This is a genomic window from Rhizobium sp. KNZ14-9A, from assembly GCF_056755015.1.
On the sequence record NZ_JBPGXB010000001.1, the window covers coordinates 1 to 26934 of the forward strand.

Genomic DNA, 26934 nt, shown 5'->3' on the forward strand with positions numbered 1-26934 from the left:
CTCCGCGGTCGTCGTCGGCTGATACGGTAGACGGCCGCAGGAGGGATATTGGCGAAGGTCCAGCCGATATACGTCGCCTTCAGGCCCAGACGGTCGAGCAAAGGTCTGGCGATCGGGCATCGCGGGCCATAAGTGAATTGGTAGAACGCTCCACCCGGGCGAAGATGCGAGAACGCCCCCTCCAGGATAGCATGCACTTTGCGCAATGGCATCGATAGAAGAGGAAGTCCGCTGACGACAGCACCCACAGGGGCAAAGGCATGAAGCGGCAACTTGCGCAACTGTGTAGCATCCATCTGGACGGTTTTTGCGGTTGGGAAGCGATCGCTAAGTTGGTTGGCAAACTCAGCACCATACTCGACCAGCACGAGATTTTCTTCAGCGACACCTCGATTCAGCAATGCTTCCGTAAAAACGCCTGTTCCCGGACCCAGCTCAATGACTGTGCCTGTGTCCGCAGAAATTTCGGTCGTCATGAGTGAAGACAACGCGCGTCCTGATGGCGTAACCGAGGCGACGCGAAGGGGAGCGGAAAGCCACGCCCGAAAAAACAAAAAGGCATCAGCAGTCCCGTTCGTCATCGCTCGCTGGCTCCCGGAGTAACGCGCACCGCATATCGTCGCTGAAGCCGCCATACCAAGGCCACAAGTCCCTCTGCGACAACAAGCAGGATCAGTATCTTCAGTGCGAGCGCGGATGAATTGATACCCGGAATGACCAAAACAGCGAGATAACCTGCGGCGATGAACAAGCCGTTCCACAAGACTATGCCGACTGCTACGCCAGCGACAAACCGCAGCGTACTTGTGCCCAAAAGCCCCGCCGCGACCGGCGCGATCAGCCGCACAGTGGGAATGAGTTGCGACAGGATCGTCAGCGCTTGTTCCCGGTCGCGCAGGGAGGACAATGTCCAATTGATACGCGGCCGCGACATACCCATCCATCCGCTCACCGAGTAAAGAAGCGCTTTAGACCGCTTTTGGCCGACTGCTCGTACGAGAAGGTAGAGACCGAGTGCTCCAATGGAACTTCCGACCGTCGTCCCGATGACGGCAGTTTGAAGCGACCAGACCTCGTCGTCGGCCGCGATACCGATGGCGACGAGAACGCCATAGGAGGGCAGGGCAGGCAAGAAACGCTCCGCCAGACCGATCGCGAAGAGACCGAATATGCCGTATATCGCAATCCAGTCGACAAGATTTCCGAGCGGGTCCATCTCTTACCCCTCCCGCGCGATCGTTGTCGCGCCTGGGCCAGAGAGCTCTGGAGTGGGAGCCTGGGCATTGAACGAAATGCCCGTGAGTTTTTCCGAGATTTCCCACAGCTTGTGCGCCACATGCTTTTCCATCGCCCGGCGCGGAATTTGTGCTTCCGTTGGATGTCCACGGGTCTCGCTGAGCCTATCGGGACCGTAATAGCCGCCGCCTCGGGCCTCTGGGGACGTGGCTGCAAACAACGTCGGCAGCGCACCCTGTGCAACGGGCTGGAATAAAAACCACAAGAACGTCCTGAGGAGGCCTTGAGCACTGTGGCGCCCAGGGGCATTGTGAAGCAGATCGGTGCGCGACACGCCTGGGTGGGCAGCGATACTGGTGACACCCCAGCCTGCCTCTTCACTTTGCCGTTGCAATTCGAAAGCAAACATCAAGCAAGCCAGCTTCGACTGACCGTAGGCAAGCATCGGCTTATAGTGCCGCTCCCATTGCAGATCGTCGAAGTTGATTGCGGCGCTTGCGCTTCTAACAGCAACGCTGGAAAGCGTGACGACGCGTGGGGCTTGTCCAAGCTTGAGCAGCGGCAGCAGGTGGCCCGTCAGGGCAAAGTGGCCGAGATAGTTGGTGCCGAATTGCAGTTCGAAACCATCCTTCGTCGTCTGACGCGTCGGCGGCGTCATCACGCCGGCGTTGTTGATGAGCACATCGATGTGGTCGCGGGTTTCTTTCAGCCTCTTCGCAAGCGCCTCGATCGAAGCGAGGTTGCCGAGATCAACAATCTCCAGAGTGACCGATGCTTGGGGCGCCTGTTCCTTGATGCGACGGATCGCCTCGGCACCCTTCGTCGGATTGCGTCCTGCGATGATAACGTCGGCGCCAGATCGAGCCAGCGCAAGCGCGTCTTCGAAGCCCAGACCTCCGGTGCCGGTGATCAGGATCGTCCGGCCCTTTTGAGACGGCATATCGTCAAGTGTCCACGGCTGTGACATCAGCAAATCCTTCTGTTTCTGGTGGGACAAGATCGCCCGCCGAAGACGCATTGTTCAGGGGCGCGTCTTCGGCGGACAGGAGGCCGCCATGGGGTGAGGCGACCTTTCGCGCATCCGGACCGGGACGGTTCGGGGCCCGAGCCTATTCGATCGCGTTATAGGCTTGCCGCGACCTCACGCGTTCGCTGCATCCACGGCGAATATTCGGGTGCGATCCTGCTGGCTGCGAGGCAAGTTCGCCGCAGCGGTCATCCGTCATGCGATACCGCCGTTTGCAAAGACGTTTTGGCCATCGATCCACGCCCCGTCCTGCGAGCAGAGGAGCCCTATGACATTGGCGATATCTTCGGGCTGGCCCAGCCGACGAAGCGGCGTTGCTTCGGGTATGCCGCGAAGCGCTTCCTCCCCGTGCTGGCGCAGGAGTTGGGTATCGACAGCGCCTGGTGATATTGCATTGACCGAGATGTTACGGCCGCCCAGTTCCTTGGCGAGAACGTTTGAGTAGATCTCCTGCGCCGCCTTGGTTGCGGCATAAGCTGCCGTTCCGGGAGGGCTCATTTTGATGATGCTTGAGCTCAGGCTGATGATCCGGCCACCAACGCGGACCCGTCGCGACGCCTCGCGCAGGACATTGAAGCTTCCCTTGACGTTGGTGGCCATCATCCGGTCAAAGGCCGCGTCGGTCATTTCAGCGAACGGACCGACATTCATGATGCCGGCATTGTTGACCACCACGTCCACGCCGCCGAACGCCTCGTCATTGGCGTCGAATAGCGCCTTGACCGCGGCCGGGTCTGCAACGTCCCCCTGACGAACGATGGCACGACCGCCAGCCGCCTCGATGTCACGAACGACCGCTTCGGCAAGATCCCGGTTCGTCAGATAGTTCACCGTCACAGCATACCCGTCCCGCGCCAAGCGTCGTGCGGTCGCGGCGCCAATGCCGCGGGAAGAGCCAGTGACGATCGCACCACGCTTGTCACTTGGTTGAGCGATAGCGCCACTATCTGACGATTGGGCCGATGCAATGCCGCTCATGGCGATGGCGGATGGCACGGCCGCCGCCAGCGCGAGGAACGTGCGCCGGGAATTGTCTGTGTTGGACATTGGAATATCTCCTAAGAAGTTTCGAGTGTTCAGCCGGCAGCGGCGGTTTGCGGTCAGGGTTGGCGAAGGAAGGCGCCAACCCTTTGGTTTGCGATGAGGAGAGTGATGCCTGCCAGCATGGTCGACAAAGGCACGATCAACAAGCCAAGGCCGAGGCCGTTTGAAATATCGGCTGCGCTGGCAGCATCGCTGACAATGCCAACGATCAGAGGGCCAAGTGCAGGCCCGAGGAGGCCGCTTCCGATCATGACGAGGCTGGTCGCCTGCGCCTGACGTCCAGAACCGGCGATCAGATGCGCGGCGCCGAAGCCCCAGGGCAACATGAATGAAAATGACAGCATTCCAGGCACGAAGAGTGCAATGGCCATCCAGCCGGTCGGTGCAAACAGCGCCGCAGTTGTCGTTACGCTGGCGATCAAGAACAGAATTGCCGGCGGGCCGAGCACCTTGCCGGTGCCTGAGCGAACCGCGAAATCAAACCAGCGTCCGCCGCCCAAAGTCCCGATAATGCCCATCAACCCTTGCAACATGCCGAACGAAACGCCGACCTCCGTCGCGGTAAAACCATGGGTGCGGATCAGAAACGGTATGGAGAAGGCATAGAAAGGCGCGCCTGCGAAGCCCAGGAAAATAGTGCCCGCGAACAACCAGCGGAACGCCGGGGATGATAACAGGTCAAGGCTGGTTTGCAGAAAGGGTTCATTGCGAGAGGCGGTTGTCGGAAGTGGAGGGGTGGGACCGGCAACAACGATGGTCACCAGCCCGATCAGGATTCCAATAGCTCCAGCACCGATCAAAACGACGCGCCAGCCGAAAACATCTGCGATCGCGCCGCCGGCGGCAAAGCCCACCATGGTGCCCAACGGGATGCCCATTGCGAACAGGCCGATTGCCAGACCGCGTCGCTCCGGGCCAATTTTGCGGACGATGAGAGCGTGACCTGCCGGCACTGCGCCAGCCTCCCCGAACGCAACGCCGAAACGTGTGAGGGCGAGGAACATGAAACTGGCGGCAAAACCGCCGAGTGTCGTCATGACACTCCAGATCAGGACGCAGGACACCAATACGAGCCGGGGAGACCCCCGATCTGCCGCTCGGGCGAGCGGCAATGAGAGGAGTGCGTAGCAGACGGCAAACGCAAGGCCGGTGAGCAGGCCCATCTCCGTGTCGGTCAGTTCCAGATCCGCTTTGATCTTTTCCGCCAGGATGAACGGCAATATTCGATCGATCTGGGAGAACGCGTTGATCAGCAAAAGCACAATGCATACGGCGGCCATCCGCAGGCCTGTTACGTATTCCCTGTTGGACGCAATGGGCGGCGCTCGTGTCTCTAAGGGATCTATTGACCGGGCGACGATTTCTGTCATCTTGAGGTTCACTCCTCGCTTGGTTGCACCCTTAAGCTAGATGGAGTGTCCAATGACCAGAATGCCCGAACCTTCAAGAAACTTGCCTATTCCTGCAGGAGAGGCGATGATGCCGGCGAGGACCCACGTCTTACCGTGGCCTCTGAAACAGCCGGAGCCCCGTTTGAATTCTCCATTGCTATCAGCCGTAACGGCCTACATTGAAGACCAAGGTGGCGGGCAGGGCCTGTTTCCGACGGCCATAGAAGGCTTCAATATCGTCCGCTCGTTTCAGTCGATGATGCCCATGCGCAACATCTATCGGCCGTCGCTTTGCGTGGTGCTGGAGGGTGCGAAAGAGCTGCAATTTGGCGACGAGCATCTCAACTACCGCACCATGGAATGCTTGGTCGTCAGTGTCGGGGTCCCTGCGACCGGAAGAATCGTCGAGGCCAGCGCTGCAACGCCTTATGTTGGCGTCATGGTCGACTTCGATGTGGCAACTGTCCGGGAAGTTCTAGAGCAATTGGATACTCCGCCAGCGCAGTCGGACACGACCGGTCCTTGTGCTTTTGTCGCTAAAGTGGACCAACCCTTAGCGGACTGCCTTCTCCGTCTGGTTCGACTTCTGGCAACGCCAAAGGCGATACCAATTCTGGCGCCTTCGATCGTGCGCGAGATTTGCTATTGGCTGCTCAGCGGCCCGCATGGCGGTGAAATCTGCAAACTCGCCTGCCCCGAATCAAACATCGAACGTGTGGTACGGGCCGTTTCGATGCTGCACACCAACTTCGCGGATACTCTAAGGGTTGATCAGCTCGCTGATGTTGCCCGCATGAGCCCGTCGTCGTTTCACCAGCACTTCAAGGCGCTGACCTCGATGACTCCACTTCAGTTTCAGAAGCAGCTCCGCCTGCTGGAGGCGCGCCGTCTCATGGTCACGCAGGCTGCCAATGTTGCCGAAGCAGCCTATAAGGTCGGGTACGAGAGCGCGTCGCAGTTCAGCCGCGAATATTCAAGAACCTTCGGAATCGCGCCCAAACAGGATGCTTTGAATCAACAGCGCCTTCACAACGAGTACGCCAGCCGCACTGTTCGATCCGCCTAGTCTCCTCAGCGAGTAGTTTGCCGGGAAGGTCCAAGCAGATGGGCCTGAACCACCGCCATCGAATTGTCCGCAGATATGGAGATCGCGCGATTGACCAACCACGTGCTCCCGGTCCGGTAGCCGGGAGTGCACAATCCAATGGGACGACACCTTATTGGATGGTTGCTGGTGTTTTGGAGCGATGCTTTTATCGACAGGAGGCTTTGGCGAAATTAGCCTCTGTCATCCTCTCCAGCGCCATTTTCGAGGCCGTGACAAATACTTGGAGGATTTAACCACGGGGATTTCGACTCTCGCCATCTTCCGGTTGATGTGGGGTCTGTTCGGCTGTGAAGCCTGCATCGACATGCCGGAAACTGTTTGCCTATCGGCAATCAAAGCGAGCTTCATCCTTGCCGCCGCGACGTAGCTGCAGCCGCGCTTCTGTTTCGCGAGCAAATTACTGCCAAGCAGCCGAAATCTCCGCCAGCACCGATAACGCAAGCGTCTGTGCGTCCCGGGCCTTGGGCACTAGCCCAATGGGAGCTCGAATGCGATTTGTGTCTGCCATCGTAAAACCCAACTCCCAAAGCGCGCCGCAACGGAGTGCATGCGTTCGCCGGCTGCCAAGGGCGCCAATGTAAAATGGATTGCAGTTCAGGGCTGTGGTGAGAACCGGTAGTTCAGCCTCGACACCATGATACAACAGTGCGATCGCTGTGTATTCATCAAGCAGGTCACGAACAACCGCGTCAATCTGCTCAAAAGCCATCGTCTCGTAATCCGCTGCGGTTGCGATCCTTGCCAAGGTAAAGGCTTCGAGGCCTCGGCCGAAGACCAGAACGCGGAGCCTAGGTCGATAGAGGCGAAAAATGCAGTCGTCCTGCCAAGCCGTTGCCCCGGCTTCAAGATCAAGCGAGAGGCGTTGGGCTTTAACATCGAATCGCAAGGAGATTGCTTTGCGCTGATCAAGCGCAGCCAAAGCTCCGAGCAAGGCGTCTGTCTCGGATATGACGTGGATGTAGAGAGTAATCGAGCCTCCGCACGGCAGCACGATGTCAAAGAACCGCGACGCTTGACCGAGACGCAGAAATCGGTCCTGTCCGCACTCGATCGCTGAGATCGCTTCCGCCGCAACAGCCGCTTCAGTGCAGCCACCTGACACGAAACCGCAAAACGAGCCATCGCCACGTACGGCCATTTGAGCCCCGACTGCGCGCGCTCCGCCACCTTCGACCTTGACCAGTGTTACGAGCGCGCTTTTCCCAGAAAGATGGAAGCTCTCGAGGGCGAAGCGAAGAATAGTTTGCGGATCCTCAGAGAGAAATGCTCTTGTCGGAACGACGGCCTCCCTGCTTTTAGATCCACCTGTATCATTTGCTGAACTCATTGCGCCTCCGATCCGGCCGTGGCCCGCGTCACGATCTTTGATGCATCGTCGAGCCGGACCGACACCGGGCCCTCGACGATACGCAGAGCTTGCAGCGTTGGCAGACCAATTTTCAGGAAGCGTTCGGCCAGTGTTCTCAGCTCGTCCATGTTCTCGCTGTCGGTCTCGAGTTTCTTGCCTTGCTTGACCAAGCGTTCGCCAACTTCCTCCAAGAACTCCCAGACGTGGGTCGCCAATTCCTCGGCACTCTCTAATCCTTTATTGAGCCCCTGAATGAATAGCTGGATCATGTGCGGCACGCCGATTGCGCATCCGGTTATGGGAGAGACGAGGTGACACAGATCCGTGCTGACGCGCGCCCGTTGCACGATGTGACGATTGAGTGCTCGGGATTGACTGAGCGTGCGGTCTGTAGGCTCTTCCGCAGGCTGGAGGAATCCAGCACCTGTCAGAACGACCAGGCTTTCGATAAGTTGATGAAATTCGAGCCTATCGAGCTTTGGATGCCTGGCAAGATCCTCCACATGTTTGATCTGCATGAGATCGCCTGCGAATACCTCGATGAGCGGGTCATAAACCTCTGCTGGCAGCTCTACTTCGCCTCGCCCTGACATGATCGTTTTAGGGATCTCGTCAGCGGGGACTGACAACACAAACCCCTGCGAGAGCCAGGCCTGTCTTTGTTCAAGCTTGGTGAGCTTTCGCGGGCCTTTGACAAAGATGTCGTTGCGGAAACGCCGGTTCACCAGATGATCGCGAACAGTCTCGCGGATGAGAGGATTCGTAAATTTAGCGATATGAGCTTGGCCTTCTGGGCTGAGTTGAAAGGCGTCAAAATCATCGAGAAGCCGAGCCGAGCCGACAAAGGTGAGCTTTGCCTCTGCAAGGCTTTCAGCGACATCGGAGAAATGATCGACATGCCAATCTGCGTTCAGATATTCGTGACCAATGTAGCTATGTTCTTGCCGAGCAAGGTCGTTGAAATGATGTTCAGCAACGGGGTTTTGTTTGAAAAACAACGATCCGGCATCAGCGATCTCCTTCGTAAACCGAATTGCCCCTTCGATAACCTCGGTAGATCCAGACATTTCACCGCTTTGGCGTTGATATAACGACATCAAGTGGCGGACAGGAACAATCGGCGCCCAGCCAGGCAAACAGTTGTAGCTGATATATACGATGCCACCTGGCCGGAGCCGCCGTTTGATGATCTGCTTGATTGTCGCCCTGTTTGCCGCCGAGACCCAGCTCCAGACGCCATGCAGTGTAATGATATCGAAATTCGGAAGATCGCTTCGGGCTGCGAACTCTTCAAAAGATTCGTCGAACAGCTTCAGGTCGGCCCCCGAAGCTTCTGAAAGCCGGCGCGCTTCTGCCGTCTGGGCGGGATTGAAGTCGCACCCCCAGAATGATCCGCTGGAGCCGGCGGCGTGGACATTGATGGACAGGCCTTGTCCAAAGCCGAGTTCGAGATAGGCGGACGCGTCGCGCACCCTAGCGTCTACACCCCGACACAGACAGCAAAGACGCAGCATTGCGGGGCTTAATTGGGGATAATATCCGAAAGTGTAGTTCAGCCCGGTAAAATAGCCCTGTGACCACTCCATGTATACGCCCTGTGACCGTCCTCGTTCCTTCGCGGACACAGAATGTCTGAACGACGTCCGCGTCGATCCAGAATGCTTTCTGTTCAGACAAACGCCATGCCCAAACCCGCAGAAAACATGCCTAATCGTTCAATCTGTCCCTGAAGGGTGACGGGGGAGACCCGGAGGAGCGTCAACGTTCGCCGTGCTGCGCCTGACACTGCAGCCAAGCTCTCACGGCGCAGCCTTCGCCAGCGCACGCGCGACGAAGATTGTCGACCCTTGTCCTTTGTCCCAGTCATTGGTGAGGATCAGCAGTTCATCCGTGCCGGGACGAATAACCATCGCAGTCGAGCGCAAGTTATGGCCTTGGTCCCGGCCGGGCAAAAGATACTGCCCGATTGCGAAACCCGCCGGATTGAAGACCATGATACGGCCCTGGCCGTAGATTGCCACGTAGATATTTCCGTCGGCATCTATTCGCAGTGAATCCGGCCCGCCACCCGTGAAATTGTAGACCACCGACGACCCGAACGGCGCAATTGTCGTCGGGTCTGACAATGAAACCTTGTGCAACTGACCGCCAGCAAGTTCGGTCACCCAAAGTGTTTTACCATCTGGGCTGAGGCCAACGCCGTTGGCGATTCTAAGGTTAGGGACCACAAGGACCGGCTTGCCTCCGTGCGGACCGATATAATAAACACCGCCGGTCGGTGTACTTGATCCACCCTTGAAGTCGGTGAAATAAAAGCCGCCTTCCTTGTCGAATACGAGGTCGTCTGGCAGAAAGCCATCTGTCCTTGAGACGATCGTTTTAAGATCGCTCCCGTCTGCCGCCATGCTCATGACCGATCCTTGGGACGCGAAGTCGCCAAGTTCGGCCATGTAGATGCGACCATTCTTGCCGATGGCGAGGCCCGCCGGGCGAAGCTTGGCATCCGGCACGAAGCTGAAGAGTTTTTTCTCCGGTGTCAGGCGAAACACCGTTCCTCCAAAAACTTCGCAGAAAATCAAGTCACCTTGCTCATCGAATGTTGGACATTCGAGTTGCAGGGCTTTCTCGGAAACCTTCAAATATTCTCGCGCCTCGACGGACGGCAGATCGGCTTCCGCCATTGGCACTGGCACCGCGCTCTTCAGCTTGTCGGGCAACTCCAGTGCGGGAAGAGAGGCGCTGGCATCCGCCGCTTTAGCGGTGGCATTTGTCAAAACCAACACCGAGGTCAAAGTCATAACCAAAAGCAGTTTGTCCATCGTCCTGTCTCCGCTCGATTTTGAAGGTGGCTTACCAGGCACCGTTCAACCCAAAAGCTTCATGATCGCCGGGACGCTCAGGATTGCCGCATAGTAGCCCATGAACTGGACGCCGGTATTCATGCCCAGCACGCGGTAAAGAATGCCGCCGACAAGGCCCACCGTGACAATGACAAGAATGGCGAGAATCCCACCTTCCCAAAGACCGATGACCAGCACCAAGCCGACGAATGTAGCGATGATTGCCTCATGGCTTATATGTCTGGCCACGAAAGCCGCGGCGCTGCGGGCATGGTTCATGGCGAACGGGTAGGCGATGACAGCGGCGATCAGGACGGAAATCAGACCCCAAATCAAGAACTCTGGTACCGACATCATCGTGTGCAGATTGTTTACTGCACCCGTAGCCGTATCGACGGTAAAGCGCGGAGGTGCGTTAAACAGAGGTGCCGCAGGCCCCGCGGCAACCGGGCTGAGCGGGAGGCCGAAGGCGATGAGCGGGATGAGTGCTTCCGCGATATAAGTCAACTCGGTCACACCGTTGCGGACCGCCAGCACCGAGGTCAATCGATGATAGGCATGCTTGATGCGGGCGCCGACGATTTCGCCGGCAATGACCGTCACTGCGACCGGGCTGAAGACGAAGGTGGCGCTGGTCACCGCAGCCGCAGCCGCCGTCGTGATAACCTGGCTACGATCAAGAACGCGGAACGGATTGGGAAAATAACCGCCCCAGCTTTTGACGTCGGGAGCGAGTGTTGTCTGGCGTAGCTCGCTGCGGTTCATACGTTTCTTCTCGAGCGGAGATACGGCTGAGACGAGTTCGGCCACCAACGGTCCCACCGCGATCCCGAGAAAATAGCTGACGCCGAGCTTAACGTTGTTCGCGGCCGTAAATCCCTGTAGGGCAACGATCATGAGCGTGAAAGGCACAAGTGCAATTATTGATGCCCAGCGACCGGCAGAGAAATAAGCGATGATGATCGCTGCACCTATAAAGAGCCATGGCGCTGATGCGGTTATGTAGGTGCCGAAAGGTGCGAGGATTACCGCAAAAAGCACGGCGAGCGGCACGGCGATGAAAGCCGAGATGACCGAGCCGGCCAGCATCTTGCGCAAAGCCATATGAGGTGCGCCGAGATTGCGCAACGCTGTTGCCTGCTGGAGGAGGGGCAGCGCCAGCGTATCCCCCGGGATGCCCAACAGCGCCGTCGGCACAGCATGGGTCATATGTTTTGAGATGGCGGCGCACATCCAGAAGGTAAACACTCCTGCCGGCGGGGCACCGAGGAGGACGACCAGAAGCGTTACCGGAGCGATGGTTGTGGTTTCGTCAGTTCCCGAGATCAGCCCGATAGCAGAAAACAGGATGGCACCGAGAAAGCCAAGGCCGACCGCGAGAACGATTTCGTAAAGCAGACCGTCCATTTCACTCCCCCTTGCGGTAGGTGCCGCGACCTTGTTCGTAGTTCTCGAAGACCTCGTAAAGACCGACCTGCCGCATCTCCTCTGCCACCACAGGAGGAAGGTCGTTCACCCGTCCGATTGGGCCGCCCTCCTGTTCCAGTTGTTCGAGCACTTCCAGCTGCCAAGCGGTTGCATCAGCTAAGCGCTCGGAGACAATCCGTTTTGGCGGAAATATTCTGGCGCACACTGCGCCGCTGGCGACGGAACCGATGATGCCGGCAAGCATGGCAAGTGCCCTGCCAACGGCGGGTGTGGCAGCCAGCGGGGTAATGATCTGTAGCGCCGCGAAATACACCGAGACGCTTATCACCGCGCCGATCGTCATGGCCTTGCCAAGTTGCGGACGTGAGACGACGTCTCCCCATATCTCCGCAAGCTGGCCCTGCGCGCCAGCGGCACGCAACGCATTAGATTCCGTCATCATCATCCTCCCAATGTTGCTAACCGACGAAGCTCCCCCTCCGCCGGTCGCAGATTTCGATTACTTCCGCAATTCAGCCAGGATTTCTCCGGCGCGGGCGGAACGCACGTCATGGTCTGCAGCAAGTCTCCTTGCGACCAAGTCGATTTCCTCGGCCACAGCGCCGGCACCAATGGCGATGTTTCTGGCATGCAGAGCCATATGGCCTCGCTGAATGCCCTCCGTCGCAAGTGCTCGAAGCGCCGCCATGTTCTGTGCGAGTCCAACGGCAACCGTGACCTCGGCGAGTTCCACTGCGGTTGCGACGTTGAGGATTTGCAACGAGGCCTGGGCCGCCGGATGGGTTTTGGTTGCGCCGCCGACCAGACCAAGTGCCATCGGCATCTCGACCGTTCCGACCAGAGTGCCCTTTGTGCTGATTTCCCATGTCGTCAGCGACGTATAGCGCCCCGAACGAGCCGCATACGCGTGGGCGCCGGCTTCAATTGCGCGCCAGTCGTTGCCAGTCGCGACCACGACCGGATCAATGCCGTTCATGATGCCCTTGTTGTGGGTCGCCGCCCGGTATGGATCAACAGCCGCGAACTCGTAAGCATCCACGATGCCTTCCATTACCCGCCGGCCCGAGAACTCTTTCGTCGCAAGCGCTTCTTCCGTCACCTCTATGCGAGCGCGGGCAAGGCGCAGATCCGCGAGATTGGAAAGGATACGAAGCCGGACTTCGCCGCGGGTGATTTCCTCGACGATCGGTGCGATGGCCTCGGCCATCGTGTTGACGGTGTTTGCGCCCATGGCATCGCGGACATCCACGAGCAGGTGCAGCACGACCATTGTTCCGCGCGTGGTGGAGGGAAAGACGTGGACTTCGATATCCCGGCATCCGCCGCCGAACTTGACGAGAACCGGGTCCTTTGCGTTGGCAGCAGTCACGATCTTGTCGCGTTCCGCCAGGATTGCAAGCCTGGCACCGAAGGGATCCGCTATGCCAAGAATTTGCACCTGGGCGCGCATGATCGGTGCGGTGGAGGACGTTTGGAAGCCGCCACAGTCGCGCACAATCCGAGCCATATAGGAGGCGGCCGCGACAACGGAGGGCTCTTCCACTGCCATTGGCACGAGATAGTCCTTACCATTGATCGAAAAATTTGTCGCAATGCCGAGGGGCAGCTGGAACGTGCCGATGACGTTCTCGATCATCCCGTTGGCCCGCGAAACGGTCAGTGCATCCGAGGAGCCAAGAACGGAGCGCGCTTCGTCGCCCAGCGCGGCCACCTTAGCAACTTTCTCTAATCGCTCCGCGGGGAAAGATTGCGCATATTCTCGATGCGCGACGTGACCGTCCTGTTCCTCATGGCTCGCTCCCAAACCAATGCATGCGTGCTTGCAATGGTTTTAAACTGTCCTAGAATTGGATCAGTAATCAAGGGACAGTTGTCCGGTATATTTGGGGCACTGTCCCAACCGAAGGGTGGGACAAGTTGAAGCGAGTGGATACGATCGTTGCGCATGTCAGCGGTCAAATCGCATCCGGCATCTATGGCCCAGGTCACAGGCTCCCATCCGTAAGGGGTGGGGCGCAGCAATTCAGCGTGTCCAAGAACACCATGGCTGAAGCTTATGATCGACTTGTCGCTAGAGGCCTTGCCGTTTCACGTCAGGGCTCGGGCTACTACGTGTCGGAAAACCGCCCTGCGCCCGTGCCAAAGGTCAAGCCCGATGTCACCGAGGCACTGGGGATCATGTCGCTGCTGCGCGAGCAGCTTGACCAGAACTACCAGACGCGTCCTGGAGACGGCCGTCCGCCGGCGAGTTGGACCGAGGATGCGGATATGCGTCGTGTTTTGAGGACAAGCCGAAGCGTGACCGCCGAGGTTGATTTCGGGTACGGAAGCTCCTGGGGACTGGGGGCTCTTCGCGAGTGGCTCCGCTTAGCGCTTGCAGAGCGCTCGATCGCCACCGAGACAGATGGTGTCATGTTGACAAGCGGCGTCAACCACGGCCTCGATCTCATCATTCGCCACTTTCTTGAGCCGGGCGACACCGTCTTCGTCGACAGCCCCGGCTATTATCCGCTTTTTGCCAAGCTGAGGCTCGCAAAGGCAAATGTCGTCCCGATCCGCCGGTTGGAGGACGGACCTGATCTGGAGGATATGCGCCAGAAACTCCTCGTCCATCGTCCCAAGCTTTTCTTCACGCAGAGTCAGGCCCATAATCCCACGGGCGGCACCCTGTCGCCTGCCCATGCCTTCAGTTTGTTGCAGATGGCAGAGGTGCATGATTTTCGCCTTGTCGAGGACGACATCTTCGCCGACCTGATCGCCCCGACGCTGCCGCGTCTGGCTGCGTTTGGCCAGCAGCAGCGGGTTCTTTACGTCGGCTCGTTTTCGAAGACGCTGTCTGCAAGCCTGCGATGCGGATACATCGCAGGCGCCCCGGATACGATCCGCAGCCTGGTGGATCTCAAGATGATTACCATGGTCGCCACGTCGCTTCATGTCGAGCGCGTCGTGCTTGAGATGATCGAAAGTGGACAGTATCTGAAGAATCTGAGGCGGCTGCGCGGCTGGATCGAAGAGGGGACGAAGGCGACCGCCCGGGCGCTCGGCGATGTCGGACTTGAGGTTTCGCTGCCGAAGGTTCGCGGCTTCTACATCTGGGTACCGCTCCCAAAACAGATCGAAGAGGTCTCATTCTGTCGCCGAGCGGCCGAGGCGAACATCTTCATTGCCCCGGCGAGCGTTTTCCACGTCGACCGCGATACCCCTGTCGCACCGGCAATGCGGGTCAACGTCGCCTACGGCGCAGATTCGCGCTTCTGTGCCTTCCTGCGCGACGAAGTCAGCAACAGCCAAAAATAGGATATAATTATGGACAGTATTCGCCTGGTCGAAGTCGGCCCTCGCGACGGCCTGCAAAACGAGGCTCGTCCCCTAGGTGTCGCCGAACGAGTCCAGATGATTGAAGGGCTGATCGATGCCGGCCTCAAAACCATCGAGGCCGGTAGCTTCGTTTCACCCAAATGGGTGCCACAGATGGCGGGGTCTGCCGAGGTCCTCACGACGTTGGGGCGGCGGGACGGCGTGACGTTTCAGATGTTGGTTCCGAACATGACGGGCTTCGAGGCGGCGCGTGATGCTGGAACGGAGGAGATCGCGATCTTTGCCTCTGCGTCTGAGACTTTTTCTCAAAAGAACATTAATTGCTCCATCGAGGAAAGCTTCGGTCGTTTTGCGCCTGTGCTCGAAAGTGCCCGTGAAGCGGGAATGCGAGTACGAGGTTATGTGTCCTGTGTTCTCGGCTGTCCCTATGAAGGCAGGGTAGCGCTCAAGTCAGTGGTCAGCACCGCCCGAAGACTTCACGATCTCGGTTGCTATGAAGTCTCGTTTGGCGACACGATCGGTACGGGAACACCCAAGGCCGCAGCCGCCATGGTTCGCGCAGTAGCCGAGGAGATGCCAATAACAGCCATCGCTCTCCATGAGCACAACACCTATGGGCAGGCGCTTGCAAATATCCTGGCCTGCCTGGAAGCGGGTGTGACCACGTTCGATGCGTCTGTCGGCGGTTTAGGGGGCTGCCCTTATGCCAAGGGAGCCACCGGAAATGTTTCGACCGAAGAGCTGGTCTACATGCTGGAGGGCATGGGCATCTCTACAGGGGTCGATCTTACAAAGCTGGCAAAGGTCGCAGTCACCGTATCAGCCCAACTCGGACGGCGCCCCGTGTCGCCGATCTCCGAGATCGTGGCCGAAAAAAATGGTGCCGGCTTGGTTACGCGTGGTTAAATTACACAAACCTGTTTCGCCAACCTCAGGGAACAGGCGAGGTTGAATACCTCAAATGATGGCACCCGGCTGATCTCCTCACGTTTCACCGATCTGGACGGAACGGCGTCAGAGCGCCCCGGAAATCAATGGTTACCTGCCACGCCAGATCAGCGGCATCGACTTCAAAAGGACACCATTGAGGTGGTCTTGCAACACCGTCCAAAGGAACCGTGACGATCGGCGTTTACCTCGATGCCAAGGATTTGATAACCAGGAGCATGGAATGACCACAGGATCCCAATTACTATTAGAGGTGCTCAGCGACGCCGGCATCAAGTACATATTTGGTAATCCTGGAACGACCGAAATGCCGATCATGCACGCGCTCCGGCAGTTCCCCGAAATCCAGTACATACTTGGTCTTCAAGAGACAGCTGTCGTGGCGATGGCGGATGGTTACGCCAAAGCAAGCGGTATACCTGCTTTCGTCAACCTCCATACGGCGGGAGGTCTGGGGCACGCAATGGGCGCTCTTCTGCATTCCAAGATTGCCAAGACGCCCATGCTGGTCACTGTGGGGCAGCAGGACACCAGGCACAGTTTCAGTGATCCGCTTCTTTATGGGGACGCGCTCGGAATGGCAGGGCCGGCGGTAAAATGGGCGAGGGAAGTGCTTCACCCTGATCAAATCCCTCCGCTTGTGAGGCGAGGACTGGAAGCCACGATGACACCGCCATTCGGGCCTGTCTTTCTATCATTGCCAATTGATGTCCTGACTGGCGAAACATCAGCCATCGCGGGCTCGCCATCTACGATAAATCGAACGGCGATCGCGGGCGGGTTGCAGAATCTAGCCGCTGCCCTGGCCATCTTCCAACTAGGCCAGCTTGCGGTGATCGCGACGGATGAGGTCGATGCTAGCGAGGCCAATTCGCAGCTCATCGAAGTCGTAGAGGTTCTCGGCGCCCCGGTCTATGGCCCTTCTTGGCCGGGCAGCATGTCTTTCCCAGCCGCCCACCCTTTGTGGAAAGGAAATCTTCCGACGACAGCTGCGGACATGAGCGTCCTACTGTCCGAGTTTCAGGCAGTGCTGGTGGTGGGGGACAACCCCTTCATCTCCTACCTCTACAGCGACGGACCGGCAGTTCCGCAAAGCTGCAAGATCTTTCAGCTCACCCACGATGGTTCTGAGGCCGGGCGGACTTATTCCACAGAACTTGCCTGCATCGGCAATCTGAAGGCATCGCTGACGGCTCTTCTCCCGTTTCTTATCGATGCAACCCGAGGTCATAAGCAGGCCGTAGGCGCCGTTCGCGCTTTTGCTGAGGTCGAGCGAGAGAAGCGGATGGGGGCGCTAACAGCGCGACTTGCAGAGGAAAGACACCGCATACCCGTCATGCCGTTTGTAGCTGCGGGTGAAGTTCTGGGTGCACTGGCGGAGGACGTCATCGTGGTCGATGAGGCGCCAGCCACCATGATGCATGTGAGAGCGTTCCTTGAGCGGGTCCCTGTCCGTCGCTACCTGTTCATGCGAAGCGCAATTCTCGGTTGGGGCTTGCCCGCCGCGGTGGGTGTTTCTCTCGGGACTAACCGTTCGCCCGTCGTCGCACTTGTGGGTGACGGTTCTGCTCTTTATGCCCCACAAGCTCTTTGGACGGCGGCGAGGTTGGGTGTTCCAGTCACCTTCGTAATCATGAACAATTCCGAGTACAATATTCTCAAGCGATATTCCGTGGCGCAAGGATACGAGAAGGGCGGCAATTCGACCATCGCTGGAATGGAACTGAGCGATCCGACGATCGACTTCGCGGCCCTTGCCAAGGCGTTCGGCGTGGCTTCTCAGCGTGTGGCATCGGCGGACGAGATCGCGCCGGCGGTCCGGCGCGGTTTGTCATCGGGCCACCCCAATCTCGTGGAGATCGTGATCGCAACATCCTGACGACGCACGTCCGAGGGACGCACCAGGCATAGCCGGCGATAGGGAAGCCATGATGAGCCTTCGACTACACCGCGTGGAATGTCTGTGGCATTGGAAGTGAAGCCAAAATGGCGGCCGACGCTTTATTATCGAAGCAGCCATTGGGGTCTGTCTTGTACGGCGATCGTGCCGCAGGATCGCTCGCGTCAAACCGAGCGTAGGCCACAGCGAGTTCGTGGGTAGCGGAATCGTGATTGGCATTTCGGGCCGCAATTTCAGGCGCCCGTACGCTGCAAGCTAAAGTCGTGGCCGCGGGCAGGGGCAGCAGCCTCGCATTCTAGCAGCGCAGCTCTTCGAGCCCCACCATTCCGGGCGGGCAGTCGCGCGAGCGTATCTCGGTATCTCTGCCGCTCTCGTTCGCGGCGTTCCGCTCGGTACCGTCGCGGCGACGTCAATTGGCTGGCGAGGATCATTCATCGTTCTCGCGGTCGCGTCGCTTCTCCTGGCCGCCATGATCTTGCTGTTTATGCCGCGCTTGGCCAGTGGACCGCGGCCGATCGGAGCACAGCACCAACCTTCGATTATCAACGATAAGCGGTTCCTCGCTCACGTCGGTCTCTCGTGGCTTATGGGCTTTGGCATGGTTGGTCTCATCGGAAATTGGATGGGCGGGTTCATGGCGGATCAAAATTCGCTTTTCGCAACGCTCCTCTTCACCGTGATTTTGATCATTGCGATGCTTTTGTTTACCCCAGCGGCGCAAAACCACTGGCTTCTTGCAGCCGTGTTGGGTCTTTGGGGAATATCCATCTCGGGAGCAAGGTCTTGCACGCCGAGACTGGGTTGCCGCCGAGGCTACAAGGGAATCGACGGTGAACTCATTCCCGCGGATTTGAAAGTGCCGGAGCAGCCAAGGCTGCCTGACCGCCTTGTGAGTGACCAAAAAGTGCAATTTCCTTATCGACTTCTACGCCGTTTAAAATTCTTTTTGTCGTCAGTTGCAGTGCGAGCGCTTGAGATGAGCGAAGCGCGCCTCGGATGGAGCTGGCTTGGATCTCCGAATTAAGTACGGACGGAAAATCGCGCTTTCTTCGCACCTGGGTAAGGCTACTAATCCGACATAGTCCGGCGCCACAACGACAAAGCCGTCCGAAGAAAATCCTCCAGGCCGGGAGTGGCTTGGAATTCCTAGGGTCGCTCAGGAAGCCGGGAGGGGGCACACCGCCATGGCCAAGAAACAGGAGATCGCCGCGGGTTTCTCAAGATGGGCAGCGTATGCTCACCGCGCACCTAGGTCATGTATCTGCCGGCATTCACGTGGATGGTCTGACCCGTCAGATATTCGGTCTCTATGATCATCCGGGTGGCGGGCCAAAGTTCTTCGGCGCGCCCCATCCGCCCAAATGGCAGATTTTCGGTTGGGCCTGCATCAATCGCATTGGCCATTCTGCTCTCGATCAGGGCGGGTGCTATGGCATTTGCCGTGATCCGGTGCGGGCGGAGCGCGCTCGCATAAGCGTGCATCAGGCTCTCCACGCCGCCCTTCGAAGCGGCATATGCGGCTGAGAGCCCGCCGCCGGTGCGGGCGGCGGCCGACGACATGAAGATTAGCCGGCCGCCATTCCGGGTCATGTGAGGCCATGCAGCCTGCGAGACTAGAAACGCACTCGTCAGATTAGCATGAAGCGTGTTTTGGAAAAGCGCCAGATCAAGCTTGTCGATAGGACGTACTTCACCGATGCCGGCGTTGTTGATCACGCAATCGACGCGGCCGAAGTGGGCCAGCGTCTCTTTAATCAGACGTTGCACATCTTCCGCGATGCTGACATCCGCGCGAATGCCGATTCCATCTTTCAGGCCAGATATCAATTGCTCGACCTCGTCGCTCTGGGACCTATAATTCGCAGCGACATAGTGACCCTCAGCGGCGGCAGCTTTTGCCAACGCAGCACCGATGCCGCGGCCGGCGCCCGTGATAAGAATGACCTTGGAAGATGTATTTTGGAAATTCCGCATCATCCCTCAACCTCAGGAAAATTGTCTTTGCCAAATCTGAACTTAGCGATTTCCTCGAAGGCTTTCCAGCCGGGCATCCCGCCCATCCGGTTAGGGCCATAGTAGATCTATCCCGCGCGCCCGGTCGGTCGCTGCAAACAATGTAGGCAGCGTACCCTGCCATCCAGGGCGACAGGGAGAGGTAACGTTCGTCGGCCACACGCGAGAACCACTCAGACGAGACGCGGCGATCCGCTCGCCGCGGCTGACTTCCGCCTTCTAACCGCCGGCCGTGTGACCGTTCGCATCGAGGACTTGTGTGTTCATGAGACCAGGCGTGATCCTCGGCGCCAAGCCCGGCTTTATCTCGAGGCCTCCAGGCTGACCACGCCTCCCGGTCTTTTGATCAATCATCCCGCAAACGCTTGGCCGCCCTGAACGCTACGGCTCGCATACTCGCGGTAAAGACGTTGTTGCTTGATGGCATCCTGGGGTCAGAACAAGAGCAGTCCGAAATCGTACGCGGCCTTTATCAACCAAAGACAGCCACGGCAGATTTGATGGTGATGCCTCCGCTATGACTACGGCGCATTTGGCGGCCGGTGGCAGCACGGAACACTTGCAATAGCTGCAGTGCAGGAGGTACTCGCGACCAAAGGATCTTCGTGCTTTCCTTGCCGCTTCGGCTTTTCCGCACCGCTTGGCCGGTAACAACTCGTTGGGACCATCTGAAGCCGATTTCATGAAAATACAGGTCGGCAAGTTCCGGGCTGATGTGGTGAAAGACGCCTGCAATGGTTCGCCGGACCCGCGCATTGAACCCCTCGGCTGAATTGACATGGACGGCATCCCGGACATATTCGCGGCTTGAGTGGTTGACCGTCTCGTGTGTGGCAAAGCTTTCGCCTATGGCAACGAACGCCTTTGCTTCGTCACTCATCAAATGCGCTCGAAGTTCAACTTGTGTTGCAACTGCTCGAACGGCAGCACGCAACGAAACGCCGGTGACGACAGCCGCACGGGCATCTCCGGCACTTGAACCCGGGGTGATATCTGTCGGTCGCTGCACGATCGCCATGACCGGCGTCTTTTCCGTCTTTACTTGGCCCTTGCGGCCTCTTCCGGGCGGAGGTTCATCGGGATGCTTTCTCGGTCTGCCTCCAAGATAGAAATGGTCGACTTCCACCGTGCCGTCGAGCATGTGCTCGCGCGCCACCATGAGGCGCAACGCATGACCGATCCGCCAGGCCGTGGGTTGACTTACACCGAGCGTCTCGGCGAGGCGAACCGAAGACAGGCCTTTATCCGACTGCAGCAACAACCACATCGCCTTGAGCCATACGCGCAAGGGGAGTTTCGTGGCGTGCAGGGGCGTATGCGTTGTCACCGTGAACTGGAACCGGCAATCACCACTGGAACATTGATAGAGGCCCGGCCGCGCGCGGCGCTTACCAGTATCGCGGCCAGCTATCGCGATCGAGCGTTTGTAACCACAAGCAGGGCAGATCCTGCCATTCGGCCATACCATGCTTTCCAGCAAGCGACGGCAACGCTCTTCGTCCCGGAACGCGGCGACCATGTCTTCAACCGTCCGAATATTGGAAAGCATCGCCAGCATCATTTCAGACATAATTATCTCCTTCGGGACTGACCGAAGAATCCCATGAAAGCTACTGCGTTACAAGGAAGTTGCTGTCTTTGGTTGATAAAAGCCGCGTACGATTTCGCACTCCTCTTGTTCCGCCCCCTTCCCGCTAGAGCCCGAAATCGGGCCGTGCTGGACTGCCCTTCTTGTTCGCTGCGGTCTGAACCGGCGGCCGGGCGTTTCAAGGCCGCTGTCGCGCCGCGTGGCGGCCGACCCAGCCTCCCTGCGCGAGGGCAGGCTCGCGGTCTGCTCAGGTCAAAACCTGCTGGCCCGCAAACCTGCCCTACTGGTTCAGCCGGATCGGACCTGTGAGGCCGCCCGTCCTTTGCCGGTTCCTGGTCGTCCGCATCGAAGGGCAGACCGGCACGGGCCGGAACCGCTTCGGCAGCCAAGGAAGGAACAGATATGGCCAAGCCCGCAACTCCAAACCGCTCCAACGCACGGATCGCGCAACTTCGCAAGGGAGCAACCCTGGAAATGGTCCGCCTCTCGTGCCCAGACACCGCCCAGGCGCTCAAGATCGCCGAAAGCTTCGGCACCACTGTTGTCGACAGCGATGGCATACGCAGCCTGCATGAGCGGCTGATCGTCGAGACCGCCGACAGCCTCTCCGAAGGGCTCGGCGAGAGGGCCATGCAGATCCATTTGCAGCGTATCGTCGGGGCCTTCGTCGGATCGGCACATGGCGCCGGGCAGTTTTACTCCCGCGCCGTCACCGAGGCGCGCGACGCAACCGCCAAGGTATCGAATGATGCCCGCGACGAGGATCTCGATGGTCCGGTCGGTTACGATAGTGCCGCGCAGCGCAAGCGGGAATTCGCGGCCGACATGGGTATCCAGTCCCATGCGCTACGGATGGCAGCCGAAGGCGCGGTTGCCGCCTACGAACAGGTCGTCGGCGAGACCTGGAAGCCATTCAACCGGCCGGTCGAACCGGGCGCATCGCTCGACCGCAAAGCGGCGGAAGTTCAGATGGCCGCATTCGGATGACACATTTGGCGGGGACGCACCCCGCCTTCTTTTGCTGATCCGAGGCCGGTGCTTACAGCGCCGGCCTTTTCTCATGCCGAAAAGGAAACCTGGAGACGCGCCTATCGCGGACCGCCCCGCTCGGCGGTCCTGCAGGAGCCGGGCGCCCATGCAACGGCTTTGCCGTCCTCCACGCTGTTGCGGCCGTTCCGGTGCATGGCCACACCATCGGCCCCTCCGTGACGGACCGCGATAGGCGCTGTCCTAATGGAGAAAGAAGTCATGAGCAGGAAAACGGATTCCAACCGCGTCGACATCTATGCGCGGATCACCGATCGGATTGTCGAGGATCTCGAACAAGGCGTGCGTCCCTGGATGAAGCCGTGGAGCGCCGCCAACACCAATGGTCGCATAAGCCGGCCGGTGCGCCACAACGGCCTTCCCTACTCGGGCATGAACGTGCTCCTCCTATGGTCGGAGCAGATGTCGCGCGGCTTCGCCTCGTCGATGTGGATGACCTTCAAGCAGGCGCTCGAACTGGGCGGGGCCGTGCGCAGGGGCGAGACCGGCTCGACCGTTGTCTTCGCCAGCCGTTTCACCAAGTCCGAAGCCGACGGAAACGGCAACGAAGTCGATCGGGAGATCCCGTTCCTGAAGGCATATTCGGTGTTCAATGTGGAGCAGATCGAGGGTTTGCCCGATGGCTACTATGCGCCGCCGGCCAAGGTTCTTGATCCGATCGACCGGATCAAGAGTGCCGATCGCTTTTTTCGCAATACCGGCGCAGTCATCCGGCACGGCGGCGATCAAACCTACTATTCGCCGGTCATGGACTATATCCAGATGCCGCCCTTCGAGGCGTTTCGCGATGCTGCCGGGTACGCGGCCGTCCTCAGTCATGAGGCGACCCACTGGACAGCGGCAGCGCATCGCGTCGGACGTGACCTGTCCCGCTATGCCAAGGACCGGACGGAGCGCGCGCGGGAAGAACTTATTGCCGAACTCGGCAGCTGCTTCCTGTGCGCTGACCTCGGTATCGCGCCGGAACTTGAGCCGCGGCTGGATCATGCATCGTATCTGCAGTCGTGGCTATCGGTGCTGGCCAACGACAAGCGAGCAATTTTCCAGGCGGCCGCCCATGCGCAGCGGGCAGTGAGCTTTCTGCATTCCTTACAGCCGGAAGCGGATTTGATGGCTGCGGCCTAATGCTCAAGCGCGGTCGTCACCACCGGTGGCGGCCGCGTGATCCGTATCACGCTGGTCCCTGAGACCTTGTGCAATGTCAGCATCCAGCCTTCCCCAGATCGACGGTTTTGCGGCGTCGGGTTTGGGTTTACGGGACGGTTTGCGTTCGACGATGAACGGCTTGGTCTGCTGACGCATTGGTTCTCCAGGCTACGATTCGCGGGTGCAACGATATCGCACGAGGCGTCTTGGACAAGCCGGCCGATGTCTACGTGGAGCTCGTTTCCCCAATTGAAGCAGGCAACGACGGCGGTGCAAGTGAGGCAGGGCCTAGGCTACCATTCCTGACCGAGGCAACTGCGGCGGGACGCCACTGCCATATCTCTTCCCGTCGGAGTTTCCGGCAACCCATCTGCGGGCTCGATGAGGCATGTCTGACCGGAGACCGGCTGCGCCTCGATCGTCTTCCCGCAACGACCACGACCACTTTTGTTACCCCTGTCGGCTGCGCCGCCATTCCTCTCCCACTAACAAAAGTGGCAGTTGCCGCCCTCCACCCTGTTCCGGCCTTATCAGGTGCGGTCCGATCGCCACCGGTCTTTGCGACAGCCATCGAGACCGCGATGGGCGCGGCCCGAATACGAGAAAAGGAATACGACAATGGCAACCATCGGCACCTTCACCTCCACCGAAAACGGCTTCACTGGCTCCATCCGCACTCTCGCCCTCAACGTCAAAGCCCGCATCGCCCGAGTCGAGAACCCCTCCGACAAGGGCCCGCAGTTCCGCGTCTACGCAGGTAGCGTTGAACTAGGCGCCGCCTGGCAGAAGACCTCCGGTGAGGGCCGCGACTACCTCTCGGTTAAACTCGACGATCCGAGCTTCCCGGCTCCGATCTACGCAACGCTCGCCGAGGTCGAAGGCGAAGACGGCCTCCAGCTCATCTGGTCCCGCCCGAACCGGGATTGATTGACATCACAAGGCTCCGCCATCGGCGGAGCCTTTTTCCTTATCGGAATGGGGACGCGCGATTAGCGCGCGTCGAACCTGGCGAGCATCTTGCGTAATTGCGCGTTCTGCTCGATGAGCTTCTTTGCAAGCTGGCGCCGCAACGCATCGACCTCAGCGTCAAGGTCGGCCATTTCATCGATGAGTGATTTTGGACCCGCAGCGACGGCAGGAGTAACCTCGCCGGCGCGGACTGCGGAAATCACCGGCTGCGCGATTGGCTCATGATGCCGACGGAATCGGCTCGCCCACTCTCCGGCTCTGCCGGTCTGTGCGATATCGACGCAGCCCGATGCTAGTAACTCATCTTAGACCTTTAAAGGACGCTCCATCAAGTTCATCATTTTCCCGTTCATGAACGTAGTTCCGACGGAAGCAAAGCCGTGTTGCTGGTAGTAGGCAATCAGTCTCGAGCTGGAGAGGGAGCAGTCGAGCCTGATGTTCGCCAGGCCACGTTCTCTTCCCATGCCCGCGATTTTATCTATGACGGTTTTGCCAATTCCGTTTCCGGCTTTGGCGCGGCGAACCGCGAAGGTATGCAGATAAATGCTGTCGCCTGTTTCCTTCTCGCCCCAATACGGACGATCTTCCCACAGGATTCGAAACGCGGCGACGGGTTGGCTGCCCACATACGCAAGGAACAATTCCCGGCGCTCTATCCGAGGTAGCATCCACGGGTCATCGAAGGGGTAATTCCAGCCCTCCGAACCGCGCGCTTTTTGCCACGCGCTCGCCTCTTCCAAAATCTCCGAGAAGTGCGCCCGTGTTTCAAAATCCACCGGGCGAATCTCAATTTCTACGTCTATATCACTCATCAATCTCGCCATGAATCGGCAACTATGCTCTCTTGACCCGAAGCATGCTCAAGAAGAGTGTCGAAACGACTAAGGCGGGAGCCGGATCCTCTCGCATCGCCAACATTCTCGATGAGAACACAAGCAAGGGCGGATGCGACGAACAATCAACGCCTGAGAGGAAAGGTAGTTTATGAAAACTGCGATCATATTTGACTGCGAATTTCTCTGCCTGGAAGGCTCACAGCGCAGATTCTGGTGCGCAGCCCACGATCCCGATCCTGTCATCGCGCAGATCGGGGCTGTCAAACTTGGGCTTGAGGGTGATTTTCCTCTTTTGGGAACATACAAAGCCTATGTCCGGCCGATCGACCGGTTTGGCAAGAGGTATGCCCTCGATCCGTTCTTCACCAAGCTAACCGGCATTACCGATGAGAACATTGAGGCCGAGGGCGTATCCTTGCAGGAAGCCCTTGCCGGCGTCGATAGCTTCTCGGAGGGTGTGCGGTTTTGGTCATGGGGCAAGGATGAGTTGAATATGGTCGCGATTAGCTGCTATATCGCCGGCGTCCAACCCCCCATCCCGGCCCATCGTTTTGACAATGCCGTCAAGCTCTTGCTCGCAGCAGGTATGCCGATCGAGGACTTGGCGAAAACACCGAGCGACCAGCTTGCTGCATATTATAGCGTTGAGCATCCCCCATTGCAGGGTCACGACGCGCTCGATGACGCACTTTCGATATCGTACACATTGCAGCATCTTATGAAGGCCGGAAAATTACAGCCTGACGTTTTCGACCGCACGTAGTAGTCGCGGGCTTTGGGATTTTCGCGACCGTCTTGCGGGTGCGCCCGCCAGACGATAAGCTCACCTCGCTATGAAAACCTTCGTTCTCAACATCGAAACGGCTTTCTTCGACGCCTAAAGGCTCTCCCCTTTGCCAAAGGGGTTCGAAGCAGGTGCATCGCACCTAGGTACGTTTAGTCAGCCTCGCCTTGGCGAGCTTATAGTGCTGGCCGCGATTTTGAGAGCCTTCCATGAAATTCGCGCATTCTCGCGCTGATCTTCCAAGCGAAGATTTGGCGAGCGGTCGAGTTCTATTTAGCCGACCCGGTCTCACCGCCTTTCCTGTCCGTCTCGCCAGTGAATTATTCCTGCGGGCGACATCCCTTCTAGTCAGTGAGGGCCGGCCGCCGCCTTATCATTTCTATGATCCAACTTGCGGCGGCGGCTATCTCGCAACGGTGTTGGGCTTTTTGCGTGGCGACGTGCTGCGGAACGTCAGCATGTCAGACATTTCAGCCGAGGCCGTTTCCGTCGCGGTCAAAAACGCAGATCTTCTCACACCGGAAGGGATTTCTCGCCGTCTCAGTGAGCTGAGCAACCTCGTTGCTCGGCACGACCGTCAAAGCCATCGTGCCGCCCTCCAAAGTGGCAACAAGCTTTTCGCCCCGCGCCGACATTTACCGGCAAATGTGTTTCAAGCCGATGCGGCAGATGCCGATCTGGTTGCTTCAAAACTCGCCGCTCTGCCCCCTGTCGATCTGGTGATTGCAGACGTGCCTTACGGCAAACAAGAGCATTGGCGTACGGGATCGCACGAACCCGCCCTGCTGACCTCACTGGCCGGTATCAACGTTCCAGTCGTGGTTCTGGCAACTGCCAAAAGAATAAAATTCGACCATCCCGGTTTCGAGCGAGCCGGCAAATATCATCATGGCCATCGCACTCTATGGCTATTCAGAAACAGCAACTTCGCAGCCGGCGCTGCCAAATATTGAAGGAGATTCT

The 26934-nt window shown here is 58.6% G+C and carries 26 protein-coding genes and 1 pseudogene; 11 read left to right on the forward strand and 16 right to left on the reverse strand.

Going from position 1 to position 26934, the window contains the following annotated elements; all coding sequences use genetic code 11:
• From ACR9ZQ_RS00005 to ACR9ZQ_RS00025, 5 genes are all read right to left on the reverse strand, one after another.
• A partial coding sequence (locus ACR9ZQ_RS00005) for a class I SAM-dependent methyltransferase (protein WP_481426449.1) occupies positions 1–581 on the reverse strand: 581 nt, incomplete at its 3' end.
• Positions 578–1216: a DedA family protein gene (locus ACR9ZQ_RS00010; protein WP_481426450.1), complete on the reverse strand. Its 639-nt coding sequence runs from the start codon at positions 1214–1216 to the stop codon at positions 578–580. The genes ACR9ZQ_RS00005 and ACR9ZQ_RS00010, both read right to left, overlap by 4 nt.
• Before the next feature lie 3 nt (positions 1217–1219).
• Positions 1220–2203, reverse strand: coding sequence for an oxidoreductase (locus ACR9ZQ_RS00015; protein ID WP_481426451.1), 984 nt, complete (start codon positions 2201–2203; stop codon positions 1220–1222).
• Between the two features lie 255 nt (positions 2204–2458).
• On the reverse strand, positions 2459–3310 hold the full coding sequence (locus tag ACR9ZQ_RS00020; protein WP_481426452.1) for an SDR family oxidoreductase: 852 nt from the start codon (positions 3308–3310) through the stop codon (positions 2459–2461).
• A gap of 53 nt (positions 3311–3363) precedes the next feature.
• A complete protein-coding gene (locus ACR9ZQ_RS00025) occupies positions 3364–4677 on the reverse strand; it encodes an MFS transporter (protein ID WP_310389899.1) in 1314 nt (437 codons plus the stop codon).
• Positions 4678–4840: 163 nt separating this feature from the next.
• On the opposite strand from ACR9ZQ_RS00025, the gene ACR9ZQ_RS00030 reads away from it, so the two are divergent.
• A complete protein-coding gene (locus ACR9ZQ_RS00030) occupies positions 4841–5764 on the forward strand; it encodes an AraC family transcriptional regulator (protein ID WP_481427253.1) in 924 nt (307 codons plus the stop codon).
• 439 nt (positions 5765–6203) lie between these two features.
• On the opposite strand, the gene ACR9ZQ_RS00035 is transcribed toward ACR9ZQ_RS00030, so the two are convergent.
• The 6 genes from ACR9ZQ_RS00035 to ACR9ZQ_RS00060 form a co-directional block, all read right to left on the reverse strand.
• Positions 6204–7133, reverse strand: coding sequence for an XdhC family protein (locus ACR9ZQ_RS00035; protein WP_481426453.1), 930 nt, complete (start codon positions 7131–7133; stop codon positions 6204–6206).
• Positions 7130–8740 carry a methyltransferase regulatory domain-containing protein gene (locus ACR9ZQ_RS00040; RefSeq protein ID WP_481426454.1) on the reverse strand — a complete coding sequence of 537 codons (1611 nt, stop codon included), beginning with the start codon at positions 8738–8740 and terminating at the stop codon, positions 7130–7132. The genes ACR9ZQ_RS00035 and ACR9ZQ_RS00040 overlap by 4 nt, the downstream gene beginning before the upstream one ends.
• A 213-nt stretch (positions 8741–8953) precedes the next feature.
• A complete protein-coding gene (locus ACR9ZQ_RS00045) occupies positions 8954–9973 on the reverse strand; it encodes an SMP-30/gluconolactonase/LRE family protein (protein WP_481426455.1) in 1020 nt (339 codons plus the stop codon).
• A gap of 45 nt (positions 9974–10018) precedes the next feature.
• The gene (locus ACR9ZQ_RS00050) at positions 10019–11401 is read right to left on the reverse strand and encodes a tripartite tricarboxylate transporter permease (protein WP_481426456.1); all 1383 of its coding nucleotides are present in this window, start codon (positions 11399–11401) and stop codon (positions 10019–10021) included.
• A gap of 1 nt (position 11402) precedes the next feature.
• On the reverse strand, positions 11403–11861 hold the full coding sequence (locus ACR9ZQ_RS00055; protein WP_481426457.1) for a hypothetical protein: 459 nt from the start codon (positions 11859–11861) through the stop codon (positions 11403–11405).
• Between the two features lie 60 nt (positions 11862–11921).
• Positions 11922–13133, reverse strand: a complete 1212-nt coding sequence (locus ACR9ZQ_RS00060) for a hydroxymethylglutaryl-CoA reductase, degradative (RefSeq protein ID WP_481426458.1) — start codon at positions 13131–13133, stop codon at positions 11922–11924.
• A gap of 215 nt (positions 13134–13348) precedes the next feature.
• Here ACR9ZQ_RS00060 and ACR9ZQ_RS00065 point away from each other — a divergent pair, with 215 nt between their 5' ends.
• The 5 genes and pseudogenes from ACR9ZQ_RS00065 to ACR9ZQ_RS00085 all read left to right on the forward strand — a co-directional run bounded on the left by ACR9ZQ_RS00065 (position 13349) and on the right by ACR9ZQ_RS00085 (position 18612).
• On the forward strand, positions 13349–14719 hold the full coding sequence (locus tag ACR9ZQ_RS00065) for an aminotransferase-like domain-containing protein (protein WP_481426459.1): 1371 nt from the start codon (positions 13349–13351) through the stop codon (positions 14717–14719).
• 9 nt (positions 14720–14728) lie between these two features.
• Positions 14729–15646: a hydroxymethylglutaryl-CoA lyase gene (locus ACR9ZQ_RS00070; RefSeq protein ID WP_481426460.1), complete on the forward strand. Its 918-nt coding sequence runs from the start codon at positions 14729–14731 to the stop codon at positions 15644–15646.
• A 265-nt stretch (positions 15647–15911) separates the two neighbouring features.
• Positions 15912–17567, forward strand: a complete 1656-nt coding sequence (locus ACR9ZQ_RS00075; protein ID WP_481426461.1) for a thiamine pyrophosphate-binding protein — start codon at positions 15912–15914, stop codon at positions 17565–17567.
• A 313-nt stretch (positions 17568–17880) separates the two neighbouring features.
• Positions 17881–18105 (forward strand): annotated as a pseudogene (locus ACR9ZQ_RS00080) (MFS transporter); the annotation flags it as partial.
• 81 nt (positions 18106–18186) lie between these two features.
• A complete protein-coding gene (locus ACR9ZQ_RS00085; protein ID WP_481426462.1) occupies positions 18187–18612 on the forward strand; it encodes a hypothetical protein in 426 nt (141 codons plus the stop codon).
• 224 nt (positions 18613–18836) lie between these two features.
• Here ACR9ZQ_RS00085 and ACR9ZQ_RS00090 read toward each other — a convergent pair whose 3' ends face one another.
• Positions 18837–19565, reverse strand: coding sequence for an SDR family NAD(P)-dependent oxidoreductase (locus ACR9ZQ_RS00090; RefSeq protein WP_481426463.1), 729 nt, complete (start codon positions 19563–19565; stop codon positions 18837–18839).
• Between the two features lie 508 nt (positions 19566–20073).
• Positions 20074–21171, reverse strand: a complete 1098-nt coding sequence (locus tag ACR9ZQ_RS00095; RefSeq protein WP_478155737.1) for an IS1595 family transposase — start codon at positions 21169–21171, stop codon at positions 20074–20076.
• 420 nt (positions 21172–21591) lie between these two features.
• On the opposite strand from ACR9ZQ_RS00095, the gene ACR9ZQ_RS00100 reads away from it, so the two are divergent.
• Both ACR9ZQ_RS00100 and ACR9ZQ_RS00105 read left to right on the forward strand, forming a co-directional pair.
• On the forward strand, positions 21592–22176 hold the full coding sequence (locus ACR9ZQ_RS00100; RefSeq protein WP_481426464.1) for a hypothetical protein: 585 nt from the start codon (positions 21592–21594) through the stop codon (positions 22174–22176).
• 261 nt (positions 22177–22437) lie between these two features.
• Complete coding sequence (locus tag ACR9ZQ_RS00105; protein WP_481426465.1) at positions 22438–23361, forward strand: ArdC family protein; 924 nt, start codon at positions 22438–22440, stop codon at positions 23359–23361.
• 3 nt (positions 23362–23364) lie between these two features.
• Here ACR9ZQ_RS00105 and ACR9ZQ_RS00110 read toward each other — a convergent pair whose 3' ends face one another.
• Positions 23365–23538: a hypothetical protein gene (locus ACR9ZQ_RS00110; protein WP_481426466.1), complete on the reverse strand. Its 174-nt coding sequence runs from the start codon at positions 23536–23538 to the stop codon at positions 23365–23367.
• Between the two features lie 462 nt (positions 23539–24000).
• On the opposite strand from ACR9ZQ_RS00110, the gene ACR9ZQ_RS00115 reads away from it, so the two are divergent.
• Complete coding sequence (locus tag ACR9ZQ_RS00115) at positions 24001–24309, forward strand: DUF736 domain-containing protein (protein ID WP_003585013.1); 309 nt, start codon at positions 24001–24003, stop codon at positions 24307–24309.
• Positions 24310–24371: 62 nt separating this feature from the next.
• Here the strand turns inward: ACR9ZQ_RS00115 and ACR9ZQ_RS00120 are convergent, their stop codons facing one another.
• Positions 24372–24554, reverse strand: coding sequence for a hypothetical protein (locus ACR9ZQ_RS00120; RefSeq protein WP_481426467.1), 183 nt, complete (start codon positions 24552–24554; stop codon positions 24372–24374).
• A gap of 102 nt (positions 24555–24656) precedes the next feature.
• The gene (locus tag ACR9ZQ_RS00125; protein ID WP_481426468.1) at positions 24657–25163 is read right to left on the reverse strand and encodes a GNAT family N-acetyltransferase; all 507 of its coding nucleotides are present in this window, start codon (positions 25161–25163) and stop codon (positions 24657–24659) included.
• 172 nt (positions 25164–25335) lie between these two features.
• Here ACR9ZQ_RS00125 and ACR9ZQ_RS00130 point away from each other — a divergent pair, with 172 nt between their 5' ends.
• Together ACR9ZQ_RS00130 and ACR9ZQ_RS00135 are read left to right on the forward strand one after the other, a co-directional pair.
• Positions 25336–25950: a 3'-5' exonuclease gene (locus tag ACR9ZQ_RS00130; RefSeq protein WP_481426469.1), complete on the forward strand. Its 615-nt coding sequence runs from the start codon at positions 25336–25338 to the stop codon at positions 25948–25950.
• Between the two features lie 230 nt (positions 25951–26180).
• The gene (locus ACR9ZQ_RS00135) at positions 26181–26924 is read left to right on the forward strand and encodes a hypothetical protein (protein ID WP_481426470.1); all 744 of its coding nucleotides are present in this window, start codon (positions 26181–26183) and stop codon (positions 26922–26924) included.
• Positions 26925–26934 lie beyond the last annotated feature (10 nt).

Excerpts from the sequence above, each read along its gene's own strand:
- ACR9ZQ_RS00085 (WP_481426462.1), top strand. The coding sequence starts at position 18,187 with ATGGTTGGTCTCATCGGAAATTGGATGGGCGGGTTCATGGCGGATCAA.
- ACR9ZQ_RS00135 (WP_481426470.1), top strand. The coding sequence starts at position 26,181 with ATGAAATTCGCGCATTCTCGCGCTGATCTTCCAAGCGAAGATTTGGCG.
- ACR9ZQ_RS00025 (WP_310389899.1), bottom strand. The coding sequence starts at position 4,677 with ATGACAGAAATCGTCGCCCGGTCAATAGATCCCTTAGAGACACGAGCG.
- ACR9ZQ_RS00075 (WP_481426461.1), top strand. The coding sequence starts at position 15,912 with ATGACCACAGGATCCCAATTACTATTAGAGGTGCTCAGCGACGCCGGC.
- ACR9ZQ_RS00110 (WP_481426466.1), bottom strand. The coding sequence starts at position 23,538 with ATGCGTCAGCAGACCAAGCCGTTCATCGTCGAACGCAAACCGTCCCGT.
- ACR9ZQ_RS00125 (WP_481426468.1), bottom strand. The coding sequence starts at position 25,163 with ATGAGTGATATAGACGTAGAAATTGAGATTCGCCCGGTGGATTTTGAA.
- ACR9ZQ_RS00095 (WP_478155737.1), bottom strand. The coding sequence starts at position 21,171 with ATGTCTGAAATGATGCTGGCGATGCTTTCCAATATTCGGACGGTTGAA.
- ACR9ZQ_RS00115 (WP_003585013.1), top strand. The coding sequence starts at position 24,001 with ATGGCAACCATCGGCACCTTCACCTCCACCGAAAACGGCTTCACTGGC.
- ACR9ZQ_RS00050 (WP_481426456.1), bottom strand. The coding sequence starts at position 11,401 with ATGGACGGTCTGCTTTACGAAATCGTTCTCGCGGTCGGCCTTGGCTTT.
- ACR9ZQ_RS00020 (WP_481426452.1), bottom strand. The coding sequence starts at position 3,310 with ATGTCCAACACAGACAATTCCCGGCGCACGTTCCTCGCGCTGGCGGCG.
- ACR9ZQ_RS00010 (WP_481426450.1), bottom strand. The coding sequence starts at position 1,216 with ATGGACCCGCTCGGAAATCTTGTCGACTGGATTGCGATATACGGCATA.
- ACR9ZQ_RS00070 (WP_481426460.1), top strand. The coding sequence starts at position 14,729 with ATGGACAGTATTCGCCTGGTCGAAGTCGGCCCTCGCGACGGCCTGCAA.
- ACR9ZQ_RS00045 (WP_481426455.1), bottom strand. The coding sequence starts at position 9,973 with ATGGACAAACTGCTTTTGGTTATGACTTTGACCTCGGTGTTGGTTTTG.
- ACR9ZQ_RS00035 (WP_481426453.1), bottom strand. The coding sequence starts at position 7,133 with ATGAGTTCAGCAAATGATACAGGTGGATCTAAAAGCAGGGAGGCCGTC.
- ACR9ZQ_RS00015 (WP_481426451.1), bottom strand. The coding sequence starts at position 2,203 with ATGTCACAGCCGTGGACACTTGACGATATGCCGTCTCAAAAGGGCCGG.
- ACR9ZQ_RS00055 (WP_481426457.1), bottom strand. The coding sequence starts at position 11,861 with ATGACGGAATCTAATGCGTTGCGTGCCGCTGGCGCGCAGGGCCAGCTT.
- ACR9ZQ_RS00130 (WP_481426469.1), top strand. The coding sequence starts at position 25,336 with ATGAAAACTGCGATCATATTTGACTGCGAATTTCTCTGCCTGGAAGGC.
- ACR9ZQ_RS00100 (WP_481426464.1), top strand. The coding sequence starts at position 21,592 with ATGGCCAAGCCCGCAACTCCAAACCGCTCCAACGCACGGATCGCGCAA.
- ACR9ZQ_RS00040 (WP_481426454.1), bottom strand. The coding sequence starts at position 8,740 with ATGGAGTGGTCACAGGGCTATTTTACCGGGCTGAACTACACTTTCGGA.
- ACR9ZQ_RS00090 (WP_481426463.1), bottom strand. The coding sequence starts at position 19,565 with ATGATGCGGAATTTCCAAAATACATCTTCCAAGGTCATTCTTATCACG.
- ACR9ZQ_RS00105 (WP_481426465.1), top strand. The coding sequence starts at position 22,438 with ATGAGCAGGAAAACGGATTCCAACCGCGTCGACATCTATGCGCGGATC.